The 19,019-nt window shown below is 57.4% G+C and carries 19 protein-coding genes and 1 pseudogene; all 20 read left to right on the forward strand.

What is annotated here, in order from left to right:
- Positions 1-345 (forward strand): annotated as a pseudogene (sucC, locus tag KVT38_RS22055) (succinate--CoA ligase subunit beta); the annotation flags it as partial.
- Between the two features lie 27 nt (positions 346-372).
- On the forward strand, positions 373-1,299 hold the full coding sequence (gene sucD / locus KVT38_RS22060; RefSeq protein WP_217595906.1) for a succinate--CoA ligase subunit alpha: 927 nt from the start codon (positions 373-375) through the stop codon (positions 1,297-1,299).
- Between the two features lie 81 nt (positions 1,300-1,380).
- Positions 1,381-2,502, forward strand: coding sequence for a DNA-processing protein DprA (dprA, locus tag KVT38_RS22065; RefSeq protein ID WP_254639443.1), 1,122 nt, complete (start codon positions 1,381-1,383; stop codon positions 2,500-2,502).
- 79 nt (positions 2,503-2,581) lie between these two features.
- Entirely contained in the window at positions 2,582-4,678 is a 2,097-nt protein-coding gene (topA, locus tag KVT38_RS22070; RefSeq protein WP_217595907.1) for a type I DNA topoisomerase, read from the forward strand.
- Positions 4,679-4,759: 81 nt separating this feature from the next.
- Positions 4,760-6,088, forward strand: a complete 1,329-nt coding sequence (gene trmFO / locus KVT38_RS22075; protein ID WP_217595908.1) for an FADH(2)-oxidizing methylenetetrahydrofolate--tRNA-(uracil(54)-C(5))-methyltransferase TrmFO — start codon at positions 4,760-4,762, stop codon at positions 6,086-6,088.
- Positions 6,089-6,230: 142 nt separating this feature from the next.
- Complete coding sequence (gene hslV / locus KVT38_RS22080) at positions 6,231-6,773, forward strand: ATP-dependent protease subunit HslV (RefSeq protein WP_217595909.1); 543 nt, start codon at positions 6,231-6,233, stop codon at positions 6,771-6,773.
- A gap of 23 nt (positions 6,774-6,796) precedes the next feature.
- Positions 6,797-8,191, forward strand: coding sequence for an ATP-dependent protease ATPase subunit HslU (gene hslU, locus KVT38_RS22085; RefSeq protein ID WP_217595910.1), 1,395 nt, complete (start codon positions 6,797-6,799; stop codon positions 8,189-8,191).
- A gap of 34 nt (positions 8,192-8,225) precedes the next feature.
- On the forward strand, positions 8,226-8,993 hold the full coding sequence (gene codY, locus KVT38_RS22090) for a GTP-sensing pleiotropic transcriptional regulator CodY (RefSeq protein ID WP_217595911.1): 768 nt from the start codon (positions 8,226-8,228) through the stop codon (positions 8,991-8,993).
- 226 nt (positions 8,994-9,219) lie between these two features.
- Positions 9,220-9,627: a flagellar basal body rod protein FlgB gene (gene flgB, locus KVT38_RS22095; protein WP_217595912.1), complete on the forward strand. Its 408-nt coding sequence runs from the start codon at positions 9,220-9,222 to the stop codon at positions 9,625-9,627.
- A gap of 46 nt (positions 9,628-9,673) precedes the next feature.
- A complete protein-coding gene (gene flgC, locus KVT38_RS22100; RefSeq protein WP_217595913.1) occupies positions 9,674-10,123 on the forward strand; it encodes a flagellar basal body rod protein FlgC in 450 nt (149 codons plus the stop codon).
- 60 nt (positions 10,124-10,183) lie between these two features.
- Positions 10,184-10,498, forward strand: coding sequence for a flagellar hook-basal body complex protein FliE (gene fliE / locus KVT38_RS22105; RefSeq protein ID WP_217595914.1), 315 nt, complete (start codon positions 10,184-10,186; stop codon positions 10,496-10,498).
- A 44-nt stretch (positions 10,499-10,542) separates the two neighbouring features.
- Complete coding sequence (gene fliF / locus KVT38_RS22110) at positions 10,543-12,129, forward strand: flagellar basal-body MS-ring/collar protein FliF (RefSeq protein WP_217595915.1); 1,587 nt, start codon at positions 10,543-10,545, stop codon at positions 12,127-12,129.
- Positions 12,130-12,140: 11 nt separating this feature from the next.
- On the forward strand, positions 12,141-13,157 hold the full coding sequence (fliG, locus tag KVT38_RS22115) for a flagellar motor switch protein FliG (RefSeq protein ID WP_217595916.1): 1,017 nt from the start codon (positions 12,141-12,143) through the stop codon (positions 13,155-13,157).
- Positions 13,150-13,983, forward strand: coding sequence for a FliH/SctL family protein (locus KVT38_RS22120; RefSeq protein WP_217595917.1), 834 nt, complete (start codon positions 13,150-13,152; stop codon positions 13,981-13,983). Before fliG ends, KVT38_RS22120 begins: the two co-directional genes overlap by 8 nt.
- On the forward strand, positions 13,973-15,289 hold the full coding sequence (fliI, locus tag KVT38_RS22125; RefSeq protein ID WP_217595918.1) for a flagellar protein export ATPase FliI: 1,317 nt from the start codon (positions 13,973-13,975) through the stop codon (positions 15,287-15,289). Before KVT38_RS22120 ends, fliI begins: the two co-directional genes overlap by 11 nt.
- Positions 15,290-15,295: 6 nt before the next feature.
- Positions 15,296-15,742, forward strand: coding sequence for a flagellar export protein FliJ (gene fliJ, locus KVT38_RS22130; RefSeq protein ID WP_368859149.1), 447 nt, complete (start codon positions 15,296-15,298; stop codon positions 15,740-15,742).
- Between the two features lie 32 nt (positions 15,743-15,774).
- Positions 15,775-16,683, forward strand: coding sequence for a MotE family protein (locus KVT38_RS22135; protein ID WP_217595920.1), 909 nt, complete (start codon positions 15,775-15,777; stop codon positions 16,681-16,683).
- Positions 16,684-16,723: 40 nt separating this feature from the next.
- Entirely contained in the window at positions 16,724-18,130 is a 1,407-nt protein-coding gene (locus tag KVT38_RS22140) for a flagellar hook-length control protein FliK (protein WP_217595921.1), read from the forward strand.
- 27 nt (positions 18,131-18,157) lie between these two features.
- Entirely contained in the window at positions 18,158-18,610 is a 453-nt protein-coding gene (gene flgD, locus KVT38_RS22145) for a flagellar hook assembly protein FlgD (RefSeq protein ID WP_217595922.1), read from the forward strand.
- Positions 18,603-19,004, forward strand: coding sequence for a TIGR02530 family flagellar biosynthesis protein (locus tag KVT38_RS22150; RefSeq protein WP_368859150.1), 402 nt, complete (start codon positions 18,603-18,605; stop codon positions 19,002-19,004). The genes flgD and KVT38_RS22150 overlap by 8 nt, the downstream gene beginning before the upstream one ends.
- The last annotated feature ends 15 nt before the right edge of the window (positions 19,005-19,019 follow it).

A 19,019-nucleotide genomic window follows, 5' to 3' on the forward strand; every position in this document is an offset into this window, starting at 1 on the left:
ATGGACATTACCAAATATTCCGGCGGCGAGCCGGCCAACTTCCCCGACGTCGGCGGCGGCGCGACGAAGGAGAAAGTCACCGAAGCGTTCAAGATCATCCTGTCCGACGCGAACGTGAAGGGCATCTTCGTCAATATCTTCGGCGGCATCATGAAGTGCGACAACATTGCCGAGGGCGTCGTCGCGGCTGCGCGCGAGCTGGGCCTCGACAAGCCGCTCGTCGTTCGTCTCGAAGGCACGAACGTCAAGCTCGGCAAGGAAATTTTGAACAACTCCGGCCTTAATATCGTGGCCGCGGATTCGATGTCGGACGGCGCCCAGAAGATCGTCGCGCTGGTGAAATAATCAGGGAGAACCGGGGAGTGTGAAGTCATGAGCATCTTGATCGATAAAAATACGAAGGTCATTACCCAAGGCATCACGGGGGCGACGGGCGCGTTTCACGCCAAAGGCGCGCTCGAATACGGCACGCAAATGGTCGGCGGCGTTACGCCGGGCAAGGGCGGCCAAACGATCGATTTCGATCTGGAGAACGGCACAAAGGTAACGCTGCCGATCTTCAACACGGTTCGCGAAGCCGTCGCCGAGACCGGCGCGACCGCGTCCGTCATTTACGTCGCGCCTCCGTTCGCCGCCGATTCGATTATCGAAGCGGTCGACGCCGAGCTTGATCTTGTCATCTGCATCACCGAAGGCATTCCGGTGCTGGACATGGTCAAGGTCAAGCGCTACATGGAAGGCAAGAAGACGCGTCTGATCGGACCGAACTGCCCGGGCGTCATCACGCCGGACGAGATCAAGATCGGCATCATGCCGGGATATATTCACAAGAAGGGCCACGTCGGCGTCGTATCCCGTTCGGGCACGCTGACGTACGAAGCCGTTCATCAATTGACGACGCGCGGCATCGGCCAATCGTCCGCGGTCGGCATCGGCGGCGACCCCGTCAAAGGCTCCGAGTTCATCGACATTTTGAACCTGTTCAACGAAGACCCGGATACGTATGCGGTCATCATGATCGGCGAAATCGGCGGAACGGCCGAAGAAGAAGCGGCAGAGTGGGTCAAGGCTAATATGACTAAGCCTGTCGTCGGCTTCATCGGCGGCGCGACGGCGCCTGCCGGCAAGCGCATGGGCCATGCCGGCGCGATCATTTCCGGCGGCAAAGGCACCGCGGCCGAGAAGATCAAAGTGCTCGAGGAATGCGGCATTCGCGTTGCGCCGACGCCTTCCGACATGGGCGCGACTTTGGTCGCAGTGCTCGAAGAGCGCGGCATGCTGGAAAAGTGCAAAAGCTGATTTTTAGATCCTATATTTGATTTTTCGGACGGCAGGCAGCCTTCCGCGCTCCCATCGGAGCGTGGAGGGCTGTTTGTTTTTTTGAAAAGCGGAAAGGTTGTGTCCGGATTGTTCGATCAGATGCGCGATACGCTGGCGGCGCTTCATGAGACGGAAGGCGTCGGCTGGGAAACGATCAATACGATTATGGCAAAAGACGGTTTGAGGGACGCCGCTCTGCGAAGGCCGGGCGACTGGCGGGAATTAGGCCTGTCCGCTCGTCGCGCGGAGGCGATCGCCGCCAGTTTGGACGATTGCCGAATGGAGCAGCGTCGCGCCAGATGGGAGAGATCAGGACTATCCGTCGTGACGGAGATGGATCCGGATTATCCGGATTTGCTTCGGCATATTTACAGGCCGCCCTGGGTGCTCTATTATATTGGTCGATTGGAATTGCTTGCTAGGCCGCAAGTCGCCGTCGTCGGCACGCGGCAAGCGACGATATACGGCAAGCGCGCAGCCGAGGATTTATCCGCCGCCTTCAGCCATGCGGGACTCGCGGTGACGAGCGGAATGGCCAAAGGGATCGATGCCGCCGCGCATGTCGGCGCTCTTCGCGGCAAAGGCGGGACGGTGGCGGTGCTCGGCTCGCCGGCCGATGTCGTCTACCCGCCGGAAAACCGCATGCTCTACAAGCGTATTGCGGAAGAGGGCCTGATCGTCTCGATGACGCCGCCGGACGTCCCGATTCATCCGGGCATGTTTCCGATGCGCAATCGAATCATCGCGGGATTGTCGCTCGGGGTAGTCGTCGTGGAAGCGGCGTCGCGCAGCGGGGCTTTGCTTACGGCGAACGAAGCGATCAAGGAGAACCGCGACGTGTTCGCGGTGCCCGGTCCGATCAATTCGCCGAGAAGCCGCGGCACGCTTGAACTGCTTCGGGACGGAGCGGCGGCACAAGTGCTCGAAGCCGAGGATGTGATCAAGCATTACCGGCGCTATCTGGGCGGCGTTCGAATTCCCGAAATGCCTTCGTACAGCGAACCCGAGCTGACGGAGCAGGAGGCGCGCATCTACCGTTTGTTGTCCGACGGACCGGCTTCCGCCGAGGAATTAAGTCATCGCAGCGGCCTCACGTTTGGACTTTTACACGCGGTTCTGATATCTTTACAAATAAAGCAACGAATACACCAGCAGCCCGGTTCCGTATATATAGCCCTTTGAGCCGGCCCGTCGATTCCGAATTTTCAGCGGACGACGGTCCAGCCAGGGGCCCGTTGACCGTAGGAGAGGAGGTTTTGACGTGGCGGATTCACTCGTCATCGTAGAATCCCCGGCCAAGGCCAAGACGATAGGCAAGTACTTAGGCAGCAAGTTTATCGTCAAGGCATCCATGGGGCACATCCGCGATTTGCCGAAAAGCCAGATCGGCGTGGAAGTGGAAAACGATTTTCAACCGAAATATATAACGATCAGAGGCAAGGGAAGCGTCCTCAAAGAGCTGAAGGACGCCAGCAAGCGGGTGAAGCGCGTCTATCTCGCGGCCGACCCCGATCGCGAAGGCGAAGCGATCGCATGGCATCTCGCCCATTATTTGGAGTTGAACGAAAAGGACGCTTGCCGCGTCGTATTTAATGAAATAACGAAGCAGGCGGTCAAGGACGCGTTCAAGACGCCTCGTCCGATCAATATGGATCTCGTGAATGCACAGCAAGCCAGGCGCGTGCTCGATCGTCTGGTCGGCTACAAGATCAGCCCGCTTCTTTGGAAAAAGGTGAAGAAGGGATTGAGCGCGGGCCGCGTTCAATCCGTCGCGGTGAAGCTGGTCATGGACCGGGAAAACGAGATCAAAGCGTTCGAGCCTGTCGAATATTGGAGCATCACCGCCCACTTGAAGCAGGGCGCGTCGGCGTTTGAAGCGAAGTTCCATTCGCTGGCCGGCGACAAAAGCGAGCTGCACACGGAAGCCGACGTCAACAAGGTGCTGGAGAAGATCGGCGACAATCCCTTTACCGTCGGCGAGATTAAGGAAAAGGAAAGGCAGCGCAACCCTTCGCCGCCGTTTATTACGAGCTCCCTGCAGCAGGAAGCGGCGCGCAAGCTGAACTTCCGCGCCTCCAAGACGATGCAGGTCGCCCAGCAGCTGTACGAAGGCGTCGATCTCGGCGCAGAAGGCACGGTAGGTCTTATCACGTACATGCGTACGGACTCGACGCGTATCTCTCCGATCGCCCAAGAGGAAGCCAAAGATTATATCGTGGAAAAATACGGCGCGAGCTTTTATCCGGAGACGCCCCGCGTCTATTTAAAAAAGAACGCCAACGCCCAAGACGCGCACGAGGCGATCAGACCGACCTCGGTGCTGCGCACGCCCGAAGAGGTCAAGCAGTTTCTGTCGCGCGATCAGCTCCGCCTGTACAAGCTCGTGTGGGAGCGCTTCGTCGCAAGTCAAATGTCTTCCGCCGTGCTCGACACGATGACGGTCGACCTGCTGAGCGGGGAAGCGACATTCCGCGCGGCGGGCTCCAAGCTGAAGTTTGCCGGCTTTATGAAGGTGTACGTCGAAGGCAGCGATGACGATACGCCCGATGAAGAAAGGCTGCTGCCGGCCCTGACGACCGGCGACAAGGTGCTCACCGAGTCCGTCGAGCCGAAGCAGCATTTTACGCAGCCGCCGCCGCGGTACACCGAAGCGCGTCTGGTCAGATCGCTCGAAGAGCTTGGCATCGGCCGTCCGAGTACTTATGCGCCGACGCTGGAGACGATCCAAAAGCGCAACTATGTCGCCATCGAGGAAAAGAAGTTTTTCCCGACGGAGCTGGGCGAGTTGGTCATTCAGCTCATGGAGGAGTTTTTCCCGGAAATACTCGATGCCGAGTTTACGGCGCATATGGAAGACGACCTCGACCATGTCGAAGACGGCAAGGAAGATTGGGTCGACGTCATCGGCGAGTTTTACAAGTCGTTCGAGAAGCGGCTTGAAGTCGCCGAAGAAGAAATGAAGGAAATCGAAATCAAAGACGAGCCTTCCGACGAGATTTGCGAAAAATGCGGAAGCCAGATGGTTTACAAGATGGGAAGGTTCGGCAAGTTTCTCGCTTGTTCGGGCTTTCCCGAATGCCGCAATACGAAGCCGATCGTCAAGGCCACCGGCGTCACATGTCCGAAATGCAAGAGCGGGCAAGTCGTCGAGCGGCGCAGCAAAAAAGGACGCATGTTTTACGGCTGCGACAAGTATCCGGAATGCGACTTCGTCTCGTGGGATAAGCCGGTGCCGAAGCCATGTCCCGATTGCGGCGGCATGATGGTGGAAAAACGCGTGCGGGGTCAGACAGAATGGCACTGCACCGCCTGCACGCATCAGGAGGAAGCGGCGGAACTCGAAGAAGCGCTTGACTAAACAAGGCGGCTCTCCAGATCGCAAGCGCGTCTTGCAGGTCGTGAGAGCCGAATGCATTTGCAGGGCAGGAGGTAACTGATCGTGAATTCATTTCCAGTCGTGACGGTAGTAGGAGCGGGACTTGCCGGCAGCGAAGCGGCCTGGCAGATCGCTTCGCAAGGCGTGCCGGTCAAGCTGTATGAGATGAGGCCGGTTCGCAAGACGCCGGCGCATCATACCGACCGGTTCGCCGAGCTCGTGTGCAGCAATAGCTTAAGAGCCAACGGCCTGACCAATGCGGTCGGGGTACTTAAAGAAGAAATGAGATTGATGGGTTCGCTGATCCTTTCGGCGGCCGATCGTCATGCGGTGCCTGCCGGCGGCGCTCTGGCCGTCGATCGGGAAGGCTTCTCCGGCGAAGTGACGAGCCGCTTGCGCGAGCATCCGCTCGTCACTGTCGTCAACGAAGAGCTGTCCGACATTCCGCAAGACGGAATCGTCGTGATCGCGACCGGTCCGTTGACCTCTCCCGAGCTGTCCGCGCAAATCAAGGAATTGTTCGGCGAAGAGTATTTTTACTTCTACGACGCAGCGGCGCCGATCGTCGAAAAAGATTCGATCGACATGGATAAAGTATTTTTGGCTTCGCGCTACGACAAAGGCGAAGCGGCCTATTTGAACTGCCCGATGACCGAGGAGCAATTCGACGCGTTTTACGAAGCGCTCACCACGGCCGAGACGGCCGAAATCAAAGATTTTGAGAAGGAAATGTACTTCGAGGGCTGCATGCCAATCGAAGTGATGGCAAGCCGCGGCAAACAGACGGTGCTGTTCGGTCCGATGAAGCCGGTCGGGCTGGTCGATCCCCGAACGGGCAAGCTGCCGCACGCCGTCATTCAGTTGCGGCAGGACAATGCCGCGGGCACGCTGTTCAACCTCGTCGGCTTCCAGACCCATCTCAAATGGGGCGAGCAGAAGCGGGTCTTTTCGTTGATTCCCGGCCTTGAAAACGCCGAGTTCGTCCGTTATGGCGTCATGCATCGGAACACGTTCATTAATTCTCCTAAGCTGCTGAAGCCTACATATCAATACCGCGAAAGAGAGACGCTCTTTTTCGCAGGACAAATGACCGGCGTTGAGGGTTACGTCGAATCGGCGGCCTCCGGCATGATCGCCGGCTTAAATGCGGGCAGACTCGCGCGAGGGCTGGAGCCGGTCACGCTCCCCGAGCACACGACGCTTGGCAGTATGGCGCATTATATTACGACGGCCGATTTCCGCCATTTCCAGCCGATGAACGCGAACTTCGGTTTGTTCCCGCCGCTCGGCAGAAAGGTGAAGAGCAAAAAAGAGAAAAACGAGGCGATCGCGGAACGCGCGCTTGAGGCGGTCCGGTCATTTGCCGAAGAGTCGCGGTTGGTGGGCTCATAGAGCTATAGGCAGTCGAGGCGGCGGCAGCGTGCGATGAGCTGACCGCTTCTTTGGCGCAATGCCTGTCGTCTTCCATTTTCAAGTCAATGTTAGACAATGAGCGATGCATGATTTCAAAGAGATACGAGAGGGAGGAACAAGCATGGACGCAACTTTTCACGCGACGACGATCTGCGCGGTCAGACACAACGGAAAAGGCGCGATCGCGGGGGACGGCCAGGTCACGTTCGGCAATAGCATGGTCATGAAGGCTTCCGCCAAAAAGGTTCGCCGGCTGTACCGCGGCCAGGTGCTTGCCGGTTTTGCCGGCTCGGTCGCAGACGCGATTACGTTGTTCGAAAAGTTCGAAGGCAAACTGGAGGAGCATCATGGCAACCTGCAACGGGCGGCCGTAGAGCTAGCCAAGGATTGGCGCTCGGATCGCGTGCTGCGTCGCCTTGAAGCGATGCTGCTTGTCGTTGACGCTTCGGGCATGCTGCTCCTGTCCGGAAACGGTGAAGTGATCGAGCCCGACGACGGCATTCTGGCGATCGGCTCCGGCGGCAGCTTCGCCTTGTCCGCGGCCCGAGCGCTTAAGCGCCACGCGCCGCAGCTGACGGCTGCAGAGATCGCAAGAAACTCGCTGCAGATCGCTTCCGAGATTTGCGTATTTACGAACGACAATCTGGTCGTCGAAGAGATTTGAATCGGACAAATGGAGGGATAGCGATGAACGACCAACTTACCCCGCGGCAGATCGTGGCCGAGCTGGACAAATATATCGTAGGTCAAAAACCCGCCAAGCGTTCGGTAGCCGTCGCGCTGCGCAATCGGTATCGCCGCAGCAGACTTCCCGACGAGCTTCGGGATGAAGTCGTGCCCAAAAACATTTTGATGATCGGACCGACCGGCGTCGGCAAGACGGAGATCGCCCGCCGGCTTGCGAAGCTCGTCCATGCGCCTTTTATCAAGCTTGAAGCGACGAAGTTTACGGAGGTCGGCTACGTAGGACGCGATGTCGAATCGATGATCCGGGATCTCGTCGAAACTTCGATCCGCATGGTTAAGGAAGAGCGGACGGAAAAGGTCAAGGACAAGGCCGTCCGTGCGGCCAACGAGCGTTTGGCTGCGCTGCTCGCGCCTTCTCCGGTCAAGGCGAAGTCGCAGCGCAATCCGCTGGAGATGCTGTTCGGCGGCAATTCGAACGCCCAGGCCGAAGAACCCGATCCCGTGGATCCTGATCTTGTCTCCAAGCGCGCAGACCTGTTGAACAAGCTAGAGAGCGGCAAACTCGAGAACGAGCTTGTCGAGGTCGAGGTCGAAGACCAGACGCCGTCGATGATGGATCTGTTTTCCGGACCCGGCCAGGAGCAGATGGGCCAAAACATGCAGGAAATGCTGAGCCAGTTCATGCCCAAAAAGCGTAAAAAGCGCAAGCTGCCCGTTCGGGACGCCCGCAAGGTGCTCGTACAGGAAGAGGCGAGCAAGCTGATCGATATGGACGAGGTCGTCTCCGAGTCGGTGCGGCGCGCCGAGCAATCGGGCATCATCTTTCTCGACGAGATCGACAAGATTGCCAGCAACGGCCGCGGGCAAGGGCCCGACGTGTCGCGTGAGGGCGTTCAGCGCGACATCTTGCCCATCGTGGAAGGCTCGACCGTCGTCACCAAGTACGGTCCCGTCAAGACGGATTATATTCTGTTTATTGCCGCGGGCGCTTTTCACGTCGCGAAGCCGTCGGATTTGATTCCCGTGCTCCAGGGCCGCTTCCCTATTCGTGTCGAGCTCAGCAGTTTGACGGACGAAGACTTCGTTCGAATCTTGACCGAGCCCGAGAACGCGCTGACGAAGCAATACGCGGCATTGCTAAGTACCGAAGGCATCGAGGTTGAATTCACGCGGGAGGCGATATCCGAGCTGGCGAACATGGCGCAGGACGTGAACCGCAATACCGAGAACATCGGCGCGCGCCGGCTGCATACGCTTTTGGAAAAGCTGCTGGAGGATTTGTCCTTCGAGGCGCCGGAGCTTCAGCTCGAACGTCTCGAGATTACGCCGGAATACGTGCGGGAAAAGCTCGGTACGATTGCGAGCAATCGCGATTTAAGCCAATATATATTGTAAAACCGTTGCTTAAGTCAGGCAGGAGGAAGCCGTCATGACGCTGTTGGAAAAAACCCGCTCGCTGAACGCGCTGCTGCAGAAGGCCGCCGGGAAGTCGCTAAGCTTTCGCGAAATGGCGGAAGGCTTGCGGGGAACGCTTACGGGCGGCGTATTCGTCGTCAGCAGGCGCGGAAAAATATTGGGGGCCGCATTGCCTTCGCATTTTCAGGATTGGATGCTGAAGCAAGAGGGGCAGGCCGAGTACCGCTTTCCGAACGAAACGAACGCGCGGCTATTGCGAGTTGAGGCGACGGCGGTAGACATTGATGTATATGAGTACCTAGCACCAGTGGAAGCGGCGTTCGTCGGAACAAATGTCACAATAGTGCCAATTATTGGAGGCGGGGATCGATTAGGGACTATAGTCCTTGCCCGTGAAGGCGGCCATTTCGGAGACGATCATCTCATCCTCGCGGAGTACGGTTCGACAATTATTGGGATGGAAATTTTAAGGGAACGCGCCGAGGAAGCCGAGCTCGAGTCCCGCAGCAAGACGGTAGTCGCGATTGCGGTGAGCTCGTTATCGTTCAGCGAATTGGAGGCGGTCGACCAGATCTTCGAAGAATTAGAAGGAAAAGAAGGGCTGCTCGTCGCTTCGAAGGTCGCCGATCGAGCCGGCATCACGCGTTCGGTTATCGTAAACGCGCTGCGAAAATTGGAGAGCGCCGGGGTCATCGAGACTCGCTCTCTCGGCATGAAGGGCACTTACATTCGAATTATGAATCCGAAGCTGCTCCCGGAATTGGCGTCCAGAAAAACCTGACATCCCCAAATCGAAAGCCCTAATCTCATTTTGAAGATTAGGGCTTTTTTCTTATTGTCATATTAGGCCCGCTAATAGATGATATCTTTAGAATTTTTTAATCTCCTATATATCGACGTTTTTCCACTTCCTATGAATACTTTGTCGAAAAAAAAGAGGAATTTGGATTTTGAGGACGAAGTTATTATTAGAGAAGTTACAGAATTTTAATAAAGGGGATAGAGACATGGATTTGCTGAGCGGCGTGAGCTACCAGCGGCTCGAGGGCGCATTGCATGCGGCTTCGTTAAGGCAGAGCGTTCTGCAAAACAATGTGGCCAATGTCGATACGCCTAATTTTAAAAGGTCGGACGTTCAATTCGAGCAACTGCTGAGCCAGGCGATGGACAACAGCGGGCAACCGACACTGATCGGGAAGCGGACAGATCCGAGACATATTGCAATCGGCGCTTTGGGATCGCTTCCGGACGCAAAGGTGACGTCGGACAAGACGACGGCATTCAACAACAGCGGCAACAACGTGGATATCGACAGCGAGATGACCAAGCTTGCGGAAAATCAACTGCGGTATTCCCTCTATGTCCAGCAGCTGAATCACGACGTCAAAATGATGCGTATCGGCTTGGGCAAATAAGCGTTCGTTTTGAATCGACCAAAGACCCGCACGAGGAGGGGCATTAATGATTTTAGGAAGCTTCGATATCAGCGCTTCCGCCTTAACTGCGCAAAGGCTGCGCATGGACGTCATCTCGTCGAACATCGCGAATGCGGAGACGACGCGCGCTTCGTACGTCGACGGCAAGTTCGTTCCCTACAGACGAAAAATGGTAGAGGTCGCCCCGGTCGACACGACGTTCCAGAACTTACTGAACGACAAGCTGGACGCTACCGGCGCCCAAGGGGTAAAGGTGACGGCGATCACCGACGATCAGACGCCATTCAAGCAAGTCTACAATCCTACGCATCCGGACGCCGACGCGAATGGCATGGTCAGCATGCCCAACGTCGACGTGCTTAAGGAAATGGTCGATATGATCTCGGCCACGCGCTCCTACGAAGCCAGCGTCACGGCCCTCAACGCAAGCAAATCGATGTTTTCCAAAACGCTTGAAATCGGCAGAAATACTTAATTTTATGTATGGAATCCGGTTTACCTGAACATCATTACCCACGCGAGGATGGATTGAAACATGATTATTAATAATCTTTTGGGCGCCTCCGGCATATCTGCCGCGCCGATGACCCAGCTTCAAAACGCGCAGGCCGGGACGACGCCGTCCGAGGCGACGGCAAGCTTTGCAGATTTCCTCAAAAAGGCCGTAGATAGCGTCGCCGCCCAAGAGCAAAATTCTCATGCCGTAACCGATCAATTTATAGTGGGGAATGCGGATGTGAGCGACGTGATGATCGCATCCACCAAAGCCGAGCTCAGTCTCGAGTTGACCGCCCAGGTTCGCAACAAAGTGGTCGAGGCCTACCAAGAAGTCATGCGGATGCAGATGTAACTTGGGTTAGACGAGCATCCAAAGTCCGCAGATGAGGTGAAATTGTGAACGAAAGATGGGCCCGCTTCAGAGACAGACTGATCGGCTTTTGGAATCAATACAGTAAAAAGCAAAAGTGGATTTTAGCTTCTTCCGCAGCATTTATCCTGATTTTTATCATCTTTATCTCGTATTTGCTGACGCGTACGGAATACGAGCTGGCCTTTCAGGATCTCGACAGCGGCGACGCCGCGGCCATCATGGAATATTTGAACGGCAGCGGCATTCCATACAAGCTCGGAGAAGGCGGCACGAGCATATCCGTTCCGAGCGCATCGGCCGACAAAGTGAGAGTGGATGTCGGCTCGCAAGGTCTCGTACAGAACGGCAGCATCGGCTTCGAGGAGCTGAGCAAGTCTTCCTCGACGATCGGCACGACCGATCAGGAATTCAAGGTGAAGTACCGCAACGCGCTGAACGGCGAAGTGCAGCAGCTGCTCCAAGGCATGCAGGGCGTAAAGAAAGCGAAGGTGCTGATCAACCTTCCCGAAGAGTCCGTGTTTCTGAACGATTCGGACAAGGAGCTGGCCACGGCTTCCGTGCAGATCACCTTCAAGCCCGGATACCGGCCGAAGCAAGAAGAGATCGACAGCTACTACAAGCTGGTGAAGACTTCGGTACCTAACCTCGAATACGACGGGATCACCATTACGAGCACGACAGGAGACCTCGCGCCGTCTGCCAAGCTTGGCGGGACGGGGGCGGTCGGAGGCAGCGCGCTCGACGAGCAGTTTGCGATTCAGAAGCAATACGAGAGCGGCGTGAAGACGAACATTCAATCGATATTGGCCAAGACAGTCGGCATGGACAACTTTGTCGTCAGCGTCGTATCGACTTTAAACTTCGATCAGAGGTCTACGCAGCTTAATCTGGTCAAGCCGCTCGACAACAACGACAACAAAGGTATCATCATAACTGAGCAAACGCAAAGCGAATCGACGACCGGCGGTACGGGCACGGCTGGCGGAGTCGCTGGCACCGGTTCGACCGACGTCCCGAACTATCCATCTGGCGGTACGACTGGCACTGCGAGCTCAGAGAGTTCGAGTAGCACGACAAACTACGAACCGAGTCGCGAAACGACGAACATCGCATACGCACCTTACCAGGTCAAGGATCTCGCGATCAGCGTCGCCGTCGATTCGACGGTCATGACGCCGGAGAGGCAAACGCAGCTTGAGCAGATGCTTCGCAACAACGTTCGGATCTTGCTTGCCGATTCCGGACAAACGCTGTCGGACGCTGACCTTGCGAATCGCGTATCGGTCGTCTCGCAGGAGTTCTCCGATGATGCGGTCGGGAGCGGAGGCGTATCCGCATCGTCGCTTTGGCTCGCGGGCATCGGCGTCGCGGCGCTTGCGCTGCTGGGCGGTGCCGGATATCTCGTCTATCGCAGACGCAAAAACGCAAGGGAAGCCGCCGAAGCCGCAGCCGCACAGGAGCAACTCGACGCGCCTCGCGCCGAACTGCCGACGATCGACATCGAGAGCGTCACGAACGAGAGCCAGGTCCGCAAGCAGCTTGAAGGGCTCGCGAAGCGCAAGCCGGACGAATTCGTCAATCTTTTGCGCACATGGCTGGTGGATGAATAGAGGTGGCATACATGGCTAAAGGAACGCAAATGCAGCTCAGCGGCCGGCAAAAGGCGGCAATTCTGCTCATCACGCTCGGACCGGAAGTGTCGGCTCAAGTTTTTAAGCATCTCCGGGAAGAAGAGATCGAGCAGCTCACGCTCGAAATCGCCAACGTCCGCAAGGTCGATCACATCGAGAAGGAATCGATCCTCAGCGAGTTCCATCAAATATGTGTGGCGCAGGAATACTTGACGCAGGGCGGCATTACGTACGCCAAGGAAATACTCGAGAAAGCGCTCGGTTCGCAAAAGGCGAACGACATTCTGAACCGTCTGACGGCGACGCTTCAGGTCAGGCCTTTCGACTTCGCTCGCAAGGCGGAACCGACGCAAATTCTCAACTTCATTCAAAACGAAAACTCGCAAACGATCGCGCTTGTGCTCTCTTATCTTGCGCCCGAGCAATCTTCGGCGGTCCTGTCTTCGCTGCCGACCGAAAAGCAAGCCGACGTTGCGAGAAGAATCGCGTTAATGGACAGCACTTCGCCCGATGTCATCGCGCAAGTGGAGCGGGTGCTCGAGCAGAAGCTTTCCTCGACCGTCACCCAGGATTACACGAATGCCGGCGGTATCGAAGCGATCGTTCAGATTTTGAACGGCGTAGACCGCGGTACGGAACGGACGATTCTCGATTCGCTCGAAATTCAGGATCCGGAGCTCGCCGAAGAGATCAAGAAACGCATGTTCGTGTTCGAGGATATCGTCAATCTCGACAATCGTTCGATCCAGCGGATCATTCGCGACGTCGAAAGCCCCGATCTGCAGTTGGCGCTCAAGGTCGCGAGCGAGGAAGTGCGGGACGCGATTTTCCGCAACATGTCGAAGCGCATGGCAGAGACGTTCCGCGAAGAAATGGAATATATGGGCCCCGTCCGGCTGCGCGACGTCGAAGAAGCGCAGACACGCATCGTAGCGACGATCCGCAGACTCGAAGAGTCCGGCGAGATTATCATCGCTCGCGGCGGAGGAGACGATATCATTGTCTAATCTGATCAAATCCTCTCATGTCATTTCGGTCGAACAGCTGAAGCAACTGGAGCAAATTCGGTTCGTCGCACAGTCGATGAAGGCGGGCGGCACGCAAGCGGACGATGGAGAAGCGGTCGACGAAGAGACGCTTCAGCTGAAAGACCGAATATTGGCGGATGCCGAGGAGACGGCGAAGAGCATCCTTCAGGACGCGTCCGAGCAAGCGAGCCGAATTCAAGCCGAAGCCGAAGCGGGAGCGGCGGCCTGGTGGGAGGAGCGGCGTGCCGAGGATGCCGAGTTCGTAGAGGAAGCCAAGCGCAGAGGGTATGAGGAAGGCTTCGCGAGCGGCGCCGAGCAGGCCGAGCATCAGACGCTGGCCAGATTGGATCAGATGATGCAGGAAGCGCAGCGCGTCGTGTCGCAAGCGTACGAGGCCAAGGCGAGAATCATCGCCGAGGCGGAGCGGTTCGTCGTCGAGCTAAGCTGCGACATTGCCGGGAAAATCGTTCGCGGCGCGCTGGAGAGTGCGCCGGAGACGGCGCTGGATCTCATGAAGCAGACTTTGGCGCGGCGCAAGGAGCAGGGGACGATCACTTTATGCGTTGCGCCGGAGCAGTTCGAATTCGTCGAAGCGGCCAAGGATGAGCTCGCGCTGTCCGTCGATTCGCAAGCGGAGCTTCAAATCGTCCCGGACCCGACGGTTCGGGGCGGAGGCTGCGTGATCCGCTCGGCTTACGGCAGCATCGATGCAAGAGTCGACACGCAGCTGGAGACGATTCGCGAGGAGCTGCTGCAGATCGCGGCTCATTCTTCCGAAGAAGGGGCGAACCCGGATGGGGCTTGATCTCGCAAAATACGCCGAAGCGCTCAAGCATATCGATCCGGTTCGCGTAAACGGAAAAGTGGCCCAGATTATCGGCCTCACCGTAGAGTCCGAAGGCCCGGATGCGGCGATCGGCGAAGTTTGCCTGATCTATCCGGTTCGCGGCGGCTCGCCGATCGAGGCGGAGGTCGTCGGCTTTCGCGACAATCGCGTGCTACTGATGCCGCTCGGCGAACTTCAGGCGATCGGACCGGGCTGCGACGTCGTTGCGACCGGCAGGCCGCTTACCGTGCAGGTCGGATCCGAATTGCTCGGACAAGTGCTGGACGGACTCGGCAGACCGCTCGACGGCGGGAGACTGCCGGCCCGAATGCCGAGGTATTCGACCCAGAGCGTACCGAGCAACCCGCTCAAGCGTCCACGCGTGACCGATCCGTTGGGTACGGGCGTACGCTGCATCGACGGCCTGCTGACCGTCGGGCAAGGCCAGCGAATGGGCATTTTCGCAGGCTCCGGTGTCGGCAAGAGCACGCTGCTCGGCATGATCGCGCGCAACACATCCGCGGACGTCAACGTCATCGCACTGATCGGAGAGCGGGGGCGGGAGGTGCTCGAATTTATCGAGCGCGACCTCGGGCCCGAAGGGCTCGCCCGTTCCGTCGTCATCGTGGCGACTTCCGATCAGCCCGCTTTGATCCGGATCAAAGGGGCGCTCATTGCCACGTCGATCGCAGAGTACTTCCGGGACCGGGGCATGAACGTCATGATGATGATGGACTCGGTCACGCGGTACGCAATGGCGCTCCGCGAGGTCGGACTTGCCATCGGGGAGCCGCCGGCGACGCGCGGATATACGCCGTCGGTTTTTGCGGCGCTGCCCAAGCTGCTCGAACGTGCGGGAACGGGACCTACGGGATCGATTACCGCGTTCTATACCGTGCTGGTGGACGGCGACGATATGAACGAACCGATCGCGGATGCCGTACGAGGCATTTTGGACGGCCACATCGTTTTGAGCAGGCATCTGGCCCACAAAGGACACTTCCCGGCTATCGACGTGCTGGCCAGCATCAGCCGGGTTATGAAGGATATCGTCGCCAGCGAGCAGCAGGAGGCCGCAGAACAATTAAAGCGTCTGCTGTCGGTGTACCGGGACTCGGAGGATTTGATCAATATCGGCGCTTATCAGCGGGGGACCAACCCGCAGATCGACAAAGCCATTCAATTTATCGACGCCATCAACGATTACTGCAGGCAGCGAACAACGGAAAAGATGACGCTGCAGCAGGCGCAGGAACGGTTGGTCATTGACTTCTACAAGAGATGAGGCTGAGTGTTCTTGCGATTCCGATATCCATTGCAAAAGATCGTAGATCTTAAGGGAAGCGAGAAATCGATGGCGGAATGGGAGTATGCTGCGTCGCTCGGACGCCTTAGAAGCGAAGAAGAACAGCTCGATCAGCTCCGGCAGGAACGCGGCGCTTACGAACAGGAGCTGACCGAACGCTCGTCCAGGCCGACGGCGCTCGCGGAGCTTCACCTGCTGCAAGATTACATCTCTTTTTTGGACGACAGGATCAGGCAACAAAGACAAGGCGTGCGAGCGGCCGAAGAGCATGTCCAGCAGCGTCAGGTTTTCCTCACCGACAAGATGATGGACGAGAAGGTATGGCAAAACGCACGCTCCAAATCGCTGCAAAAGTACCGGCAGGAAGCGCTCCTTCGCGAACAGAACGAACTGGACGAGATTGCGCTGCGGAGAGCTTCGGCCAGAAGGTAGCTTAGTCAGCTTGTTGAATGGAGGGGAAGGCCGTGGCGGATGCCAGTGCGGAAAAAAGCGGCTATTCCGGCTTTGAACGTTTTCTCTTTTTTATAACGCCGATCGTTTTTACGGCGATACTGCTGCTCGTGCTTCTCATCATCTTTAATCCGTCCCTGCGAGAGAAGGCGCAAAAGATCGGCAATCAAATACCGGTCATCGATTCGCTCGTGCCCGACGTGAAGAGCACTGCGGATCCCGCCCAGCAATCGGAAGTCGAATCGGTGAGCGAAGCGCGGTCGAAGCTGGCCGAGCTTCAGGCGTTGCTGAATCAGCGCGACGCGGCGCTCAAAGCGGCGGATGCCAAAAGCGTCACGCAGCAAAAGACGATCGCCGACCTTCAGGAAAAAATCGCCGCGCTCGACAAGCAGTCGAGCGATCATCAGATCAATCAGGATGCCTACCAGGCCAAGATTCGTTCGCTGGCGGATATGTACGGCAAGATGACGCCTGGCAAAGCGGCGCCGATTATGGAGAGTCTGACTGCGGAAGAGGCGGCGCTCGTCATGGGCGCGATGAACGATGCCTCAAGAGGCCGCATTCTCGAAAAGATGACGCCGGCGGTGGCCGCGGACATTACGATGCGCCTGAAGGATTCGGACGGCGTGACCAACCAGCAGATCGCGGCGCTCCAGGCGAGAATCAAGCAGTTGGAAAGCCAGACGAAGACGGCATCGAGCTCGTTGGACAGCTCGGCGCTCGCAAGCACGTTTTCTTCGATGGACGCGACCAGCGCGGCTGAGCTCCTGCTGCAAATGGCATCGTCCGAGCAGACAAAAACGCTGCGAATTCTGAGCGCGATGGACAATACGGCCAGATCCGGCGTGCTCACGGCCATGTCGAATAAGGATGCGGAGAAGACGGCGAAGCTCGTAGGCAAGCTTGTGCCGGCGAATCCTTGATGTTTGCCTGCCTTAGTGCATGGGAAGGGAGGTGAAAACAATGAATGTTCAATCGACGAATGCGACTGCAACCGCGAATGGAGGCGGCACGGGCGCGTCCAAAAACGCAGCAGCTACCGGCATCTTTCAAGGCGTGCTTGTGCAAAAGATCGATTCGGCCGTAACGGCCGGCAGCACGGAAAATGCTCCGTCCAATCCGATGGCCGGCTTGCTCGGTATGTTGACGGCCGTGCTTGGCGCATCTCCCGCAAATGCCGATAGCGAAAATGCAACGGATGGGGAAAACGAGCTTTCTCAGCTGCTTAACGGATTGGAGAACAAGCTCTCCCAGGTTGAGCAGGAGATTCAGCCATCTGATTCGCTGCTTCAAAAAATGGCGGAACTGCTGGCCAGCCTGCAATCGATGCTGCAGCAAAATGCGGGGCAAGCGGCTGCGGGGAATGCTGCGTCCGATGAAGGGCATAGCGGAGCCGCGACGAATGCGCCGCTCGCAGAGCAGGCTCAAGCTTCTGTCATCATGCCAGCGCTGCGCGACGTCATCCAAACGCTGCGAACGATGCTGCAGAACGGTCAGCTCTCGACGGCTGCGGCAGCTGAAGCCGGAGCGGGAATTCAGCAAGTTTTGCAAACAGAGCAGCCAGTTCTTCCCATTAACAAAACCGATCGCAAGTCCGTCGGATCGACGCAAGGATCGACTGCCGTCCAGTCCGCCGAACCGAACGCTAACAAGGCGGATGCCGGAGCCTCGCAGAACGAGGTTAAACGATCCTTCCCGGTTTTTAAGGAGCCGGTCGTCTATTGGAACCTGCAAGCTTCGGCGGCCCAAGGCGGTGTCTTATCTACCGAACAAGCGACGGTTGTTGACGCAGCCGCAGAAACGGCGGAGCAACCGGTCACGCTTAATTGGCAGCCGATCGCCTCGGATACAGGCGTACAACCGGATGGAGCTAGCGGCGCGAAGCAGCAGGCGCAGGTTACGGTGCCGGCCAGCCAGTTCGCGGAACAGATGGACAAGTTCCTTGTCAAGCAGTTTAAGCTGACAAGCGGAAACGGCATCTCCGAAGCAAACATCAATTTGCATCCGGAGCATCTCGGCGAAGTCCAGATCCGCCTGACGATTCAGAACGGCGTCCTGAACGCACAGTTCGTTGCTCACAATGAAGCCGCCAAGGAATTGCTCGAGAACCAAATGGCCCAGCTTAGAGGGACGCTCCAGAATCAAGGCATCCAGGTAGAGCGGGTCGAGGTCGTTCAGCAGCAGCAGCCGACCGCGGAAAGCCCTTCGTTCATGAACCAGGAGCAGCGAAGACAGAACTCCCAGGGCGGCGGCGAAGCCAAGCGTTCGCGGGACGGCGTGGAGACGTTGGAGGAATTCGAAGAAGAGCTTGAGCGATCCGCCACATTAAGAGAAGCTGGCTTCGGCGGTTCCCTTAACGTCAAGGCTTAAAGCGAACCAGGGAGGTGACCCAACAAGATGGCGACGATCTCGAAAACGGTGTGGTCGAACTATTCGACCTACAATAAAACGGAACCAACCGGCGCGGGAGCGGAGCTGGGCAAGGATCAGTTCATGAAAATCCTGCTGACGCAGCTCCAAAATCAAGATCCGATGCAGCCGATGCAGGACAAGGACTTCATTGCGCAAATGGCGACCTTCTCCTCGCTAGAACAGACGATGAACATGGCTACCGAGTTGCATAGCCTGAGCCAGTCCGCGGCGCTCGCCTCGAATCTCATCGGCAGACAGGTCGAATGGCTCGGCAAGACGAACGACGGCGCAACGGTAACGAAATCGGGCATCGTCGATTCGATCAAAATGAAAAACGGAGACCAGTTCGCCGTTATCGGTAAAGACGAAGTGGCGATAAAGGACTTAACGTCCGTGACGATCGCCGCGCAGGAGGGCGAGGCGGAGACTGGTGAGTGATCCGCTGTCCGGTCTGAACGTCGGACACCCGAGCAGATCCGTCGTTCCTTTGACGGCTGTGACGCATCAAAGGTTGCACAACGCTGAAGAAACGAAGCCGAGCGGCGGCAATGCTTTTAAAACGATGCTTGCGGCGGAAACGCTGAAATTCAGCCATCACGCCGAGCAGCGCCTGTCCCAGCGGGGCATCAAGCTCGGTCCCGAACAGCTTAGCGCGATCGCAACGGCCGTGGATCAAGCGTCCGCGAAGGGCGCCAAAGACTCGCTCGTGCTATACCGGAACGTGGCGATGATCGTTAACGTACCGAGCCGCACCGTCGTAACGGCCATGGACGACAAATCGATGCAGCAGCACGTGTTCACCAACATCGATAGCGCCGTCTTCGTAAAATAGCCAAGCAGATAAAGG

It is taken from the genome of Cohnella sp. GbtcB17, assembly GCF_019091135.1.
Lineage (GTDB): Bacteria > Bacillota > Bacilli > Paenibacillales > Paenibacillaceae > Cohnella.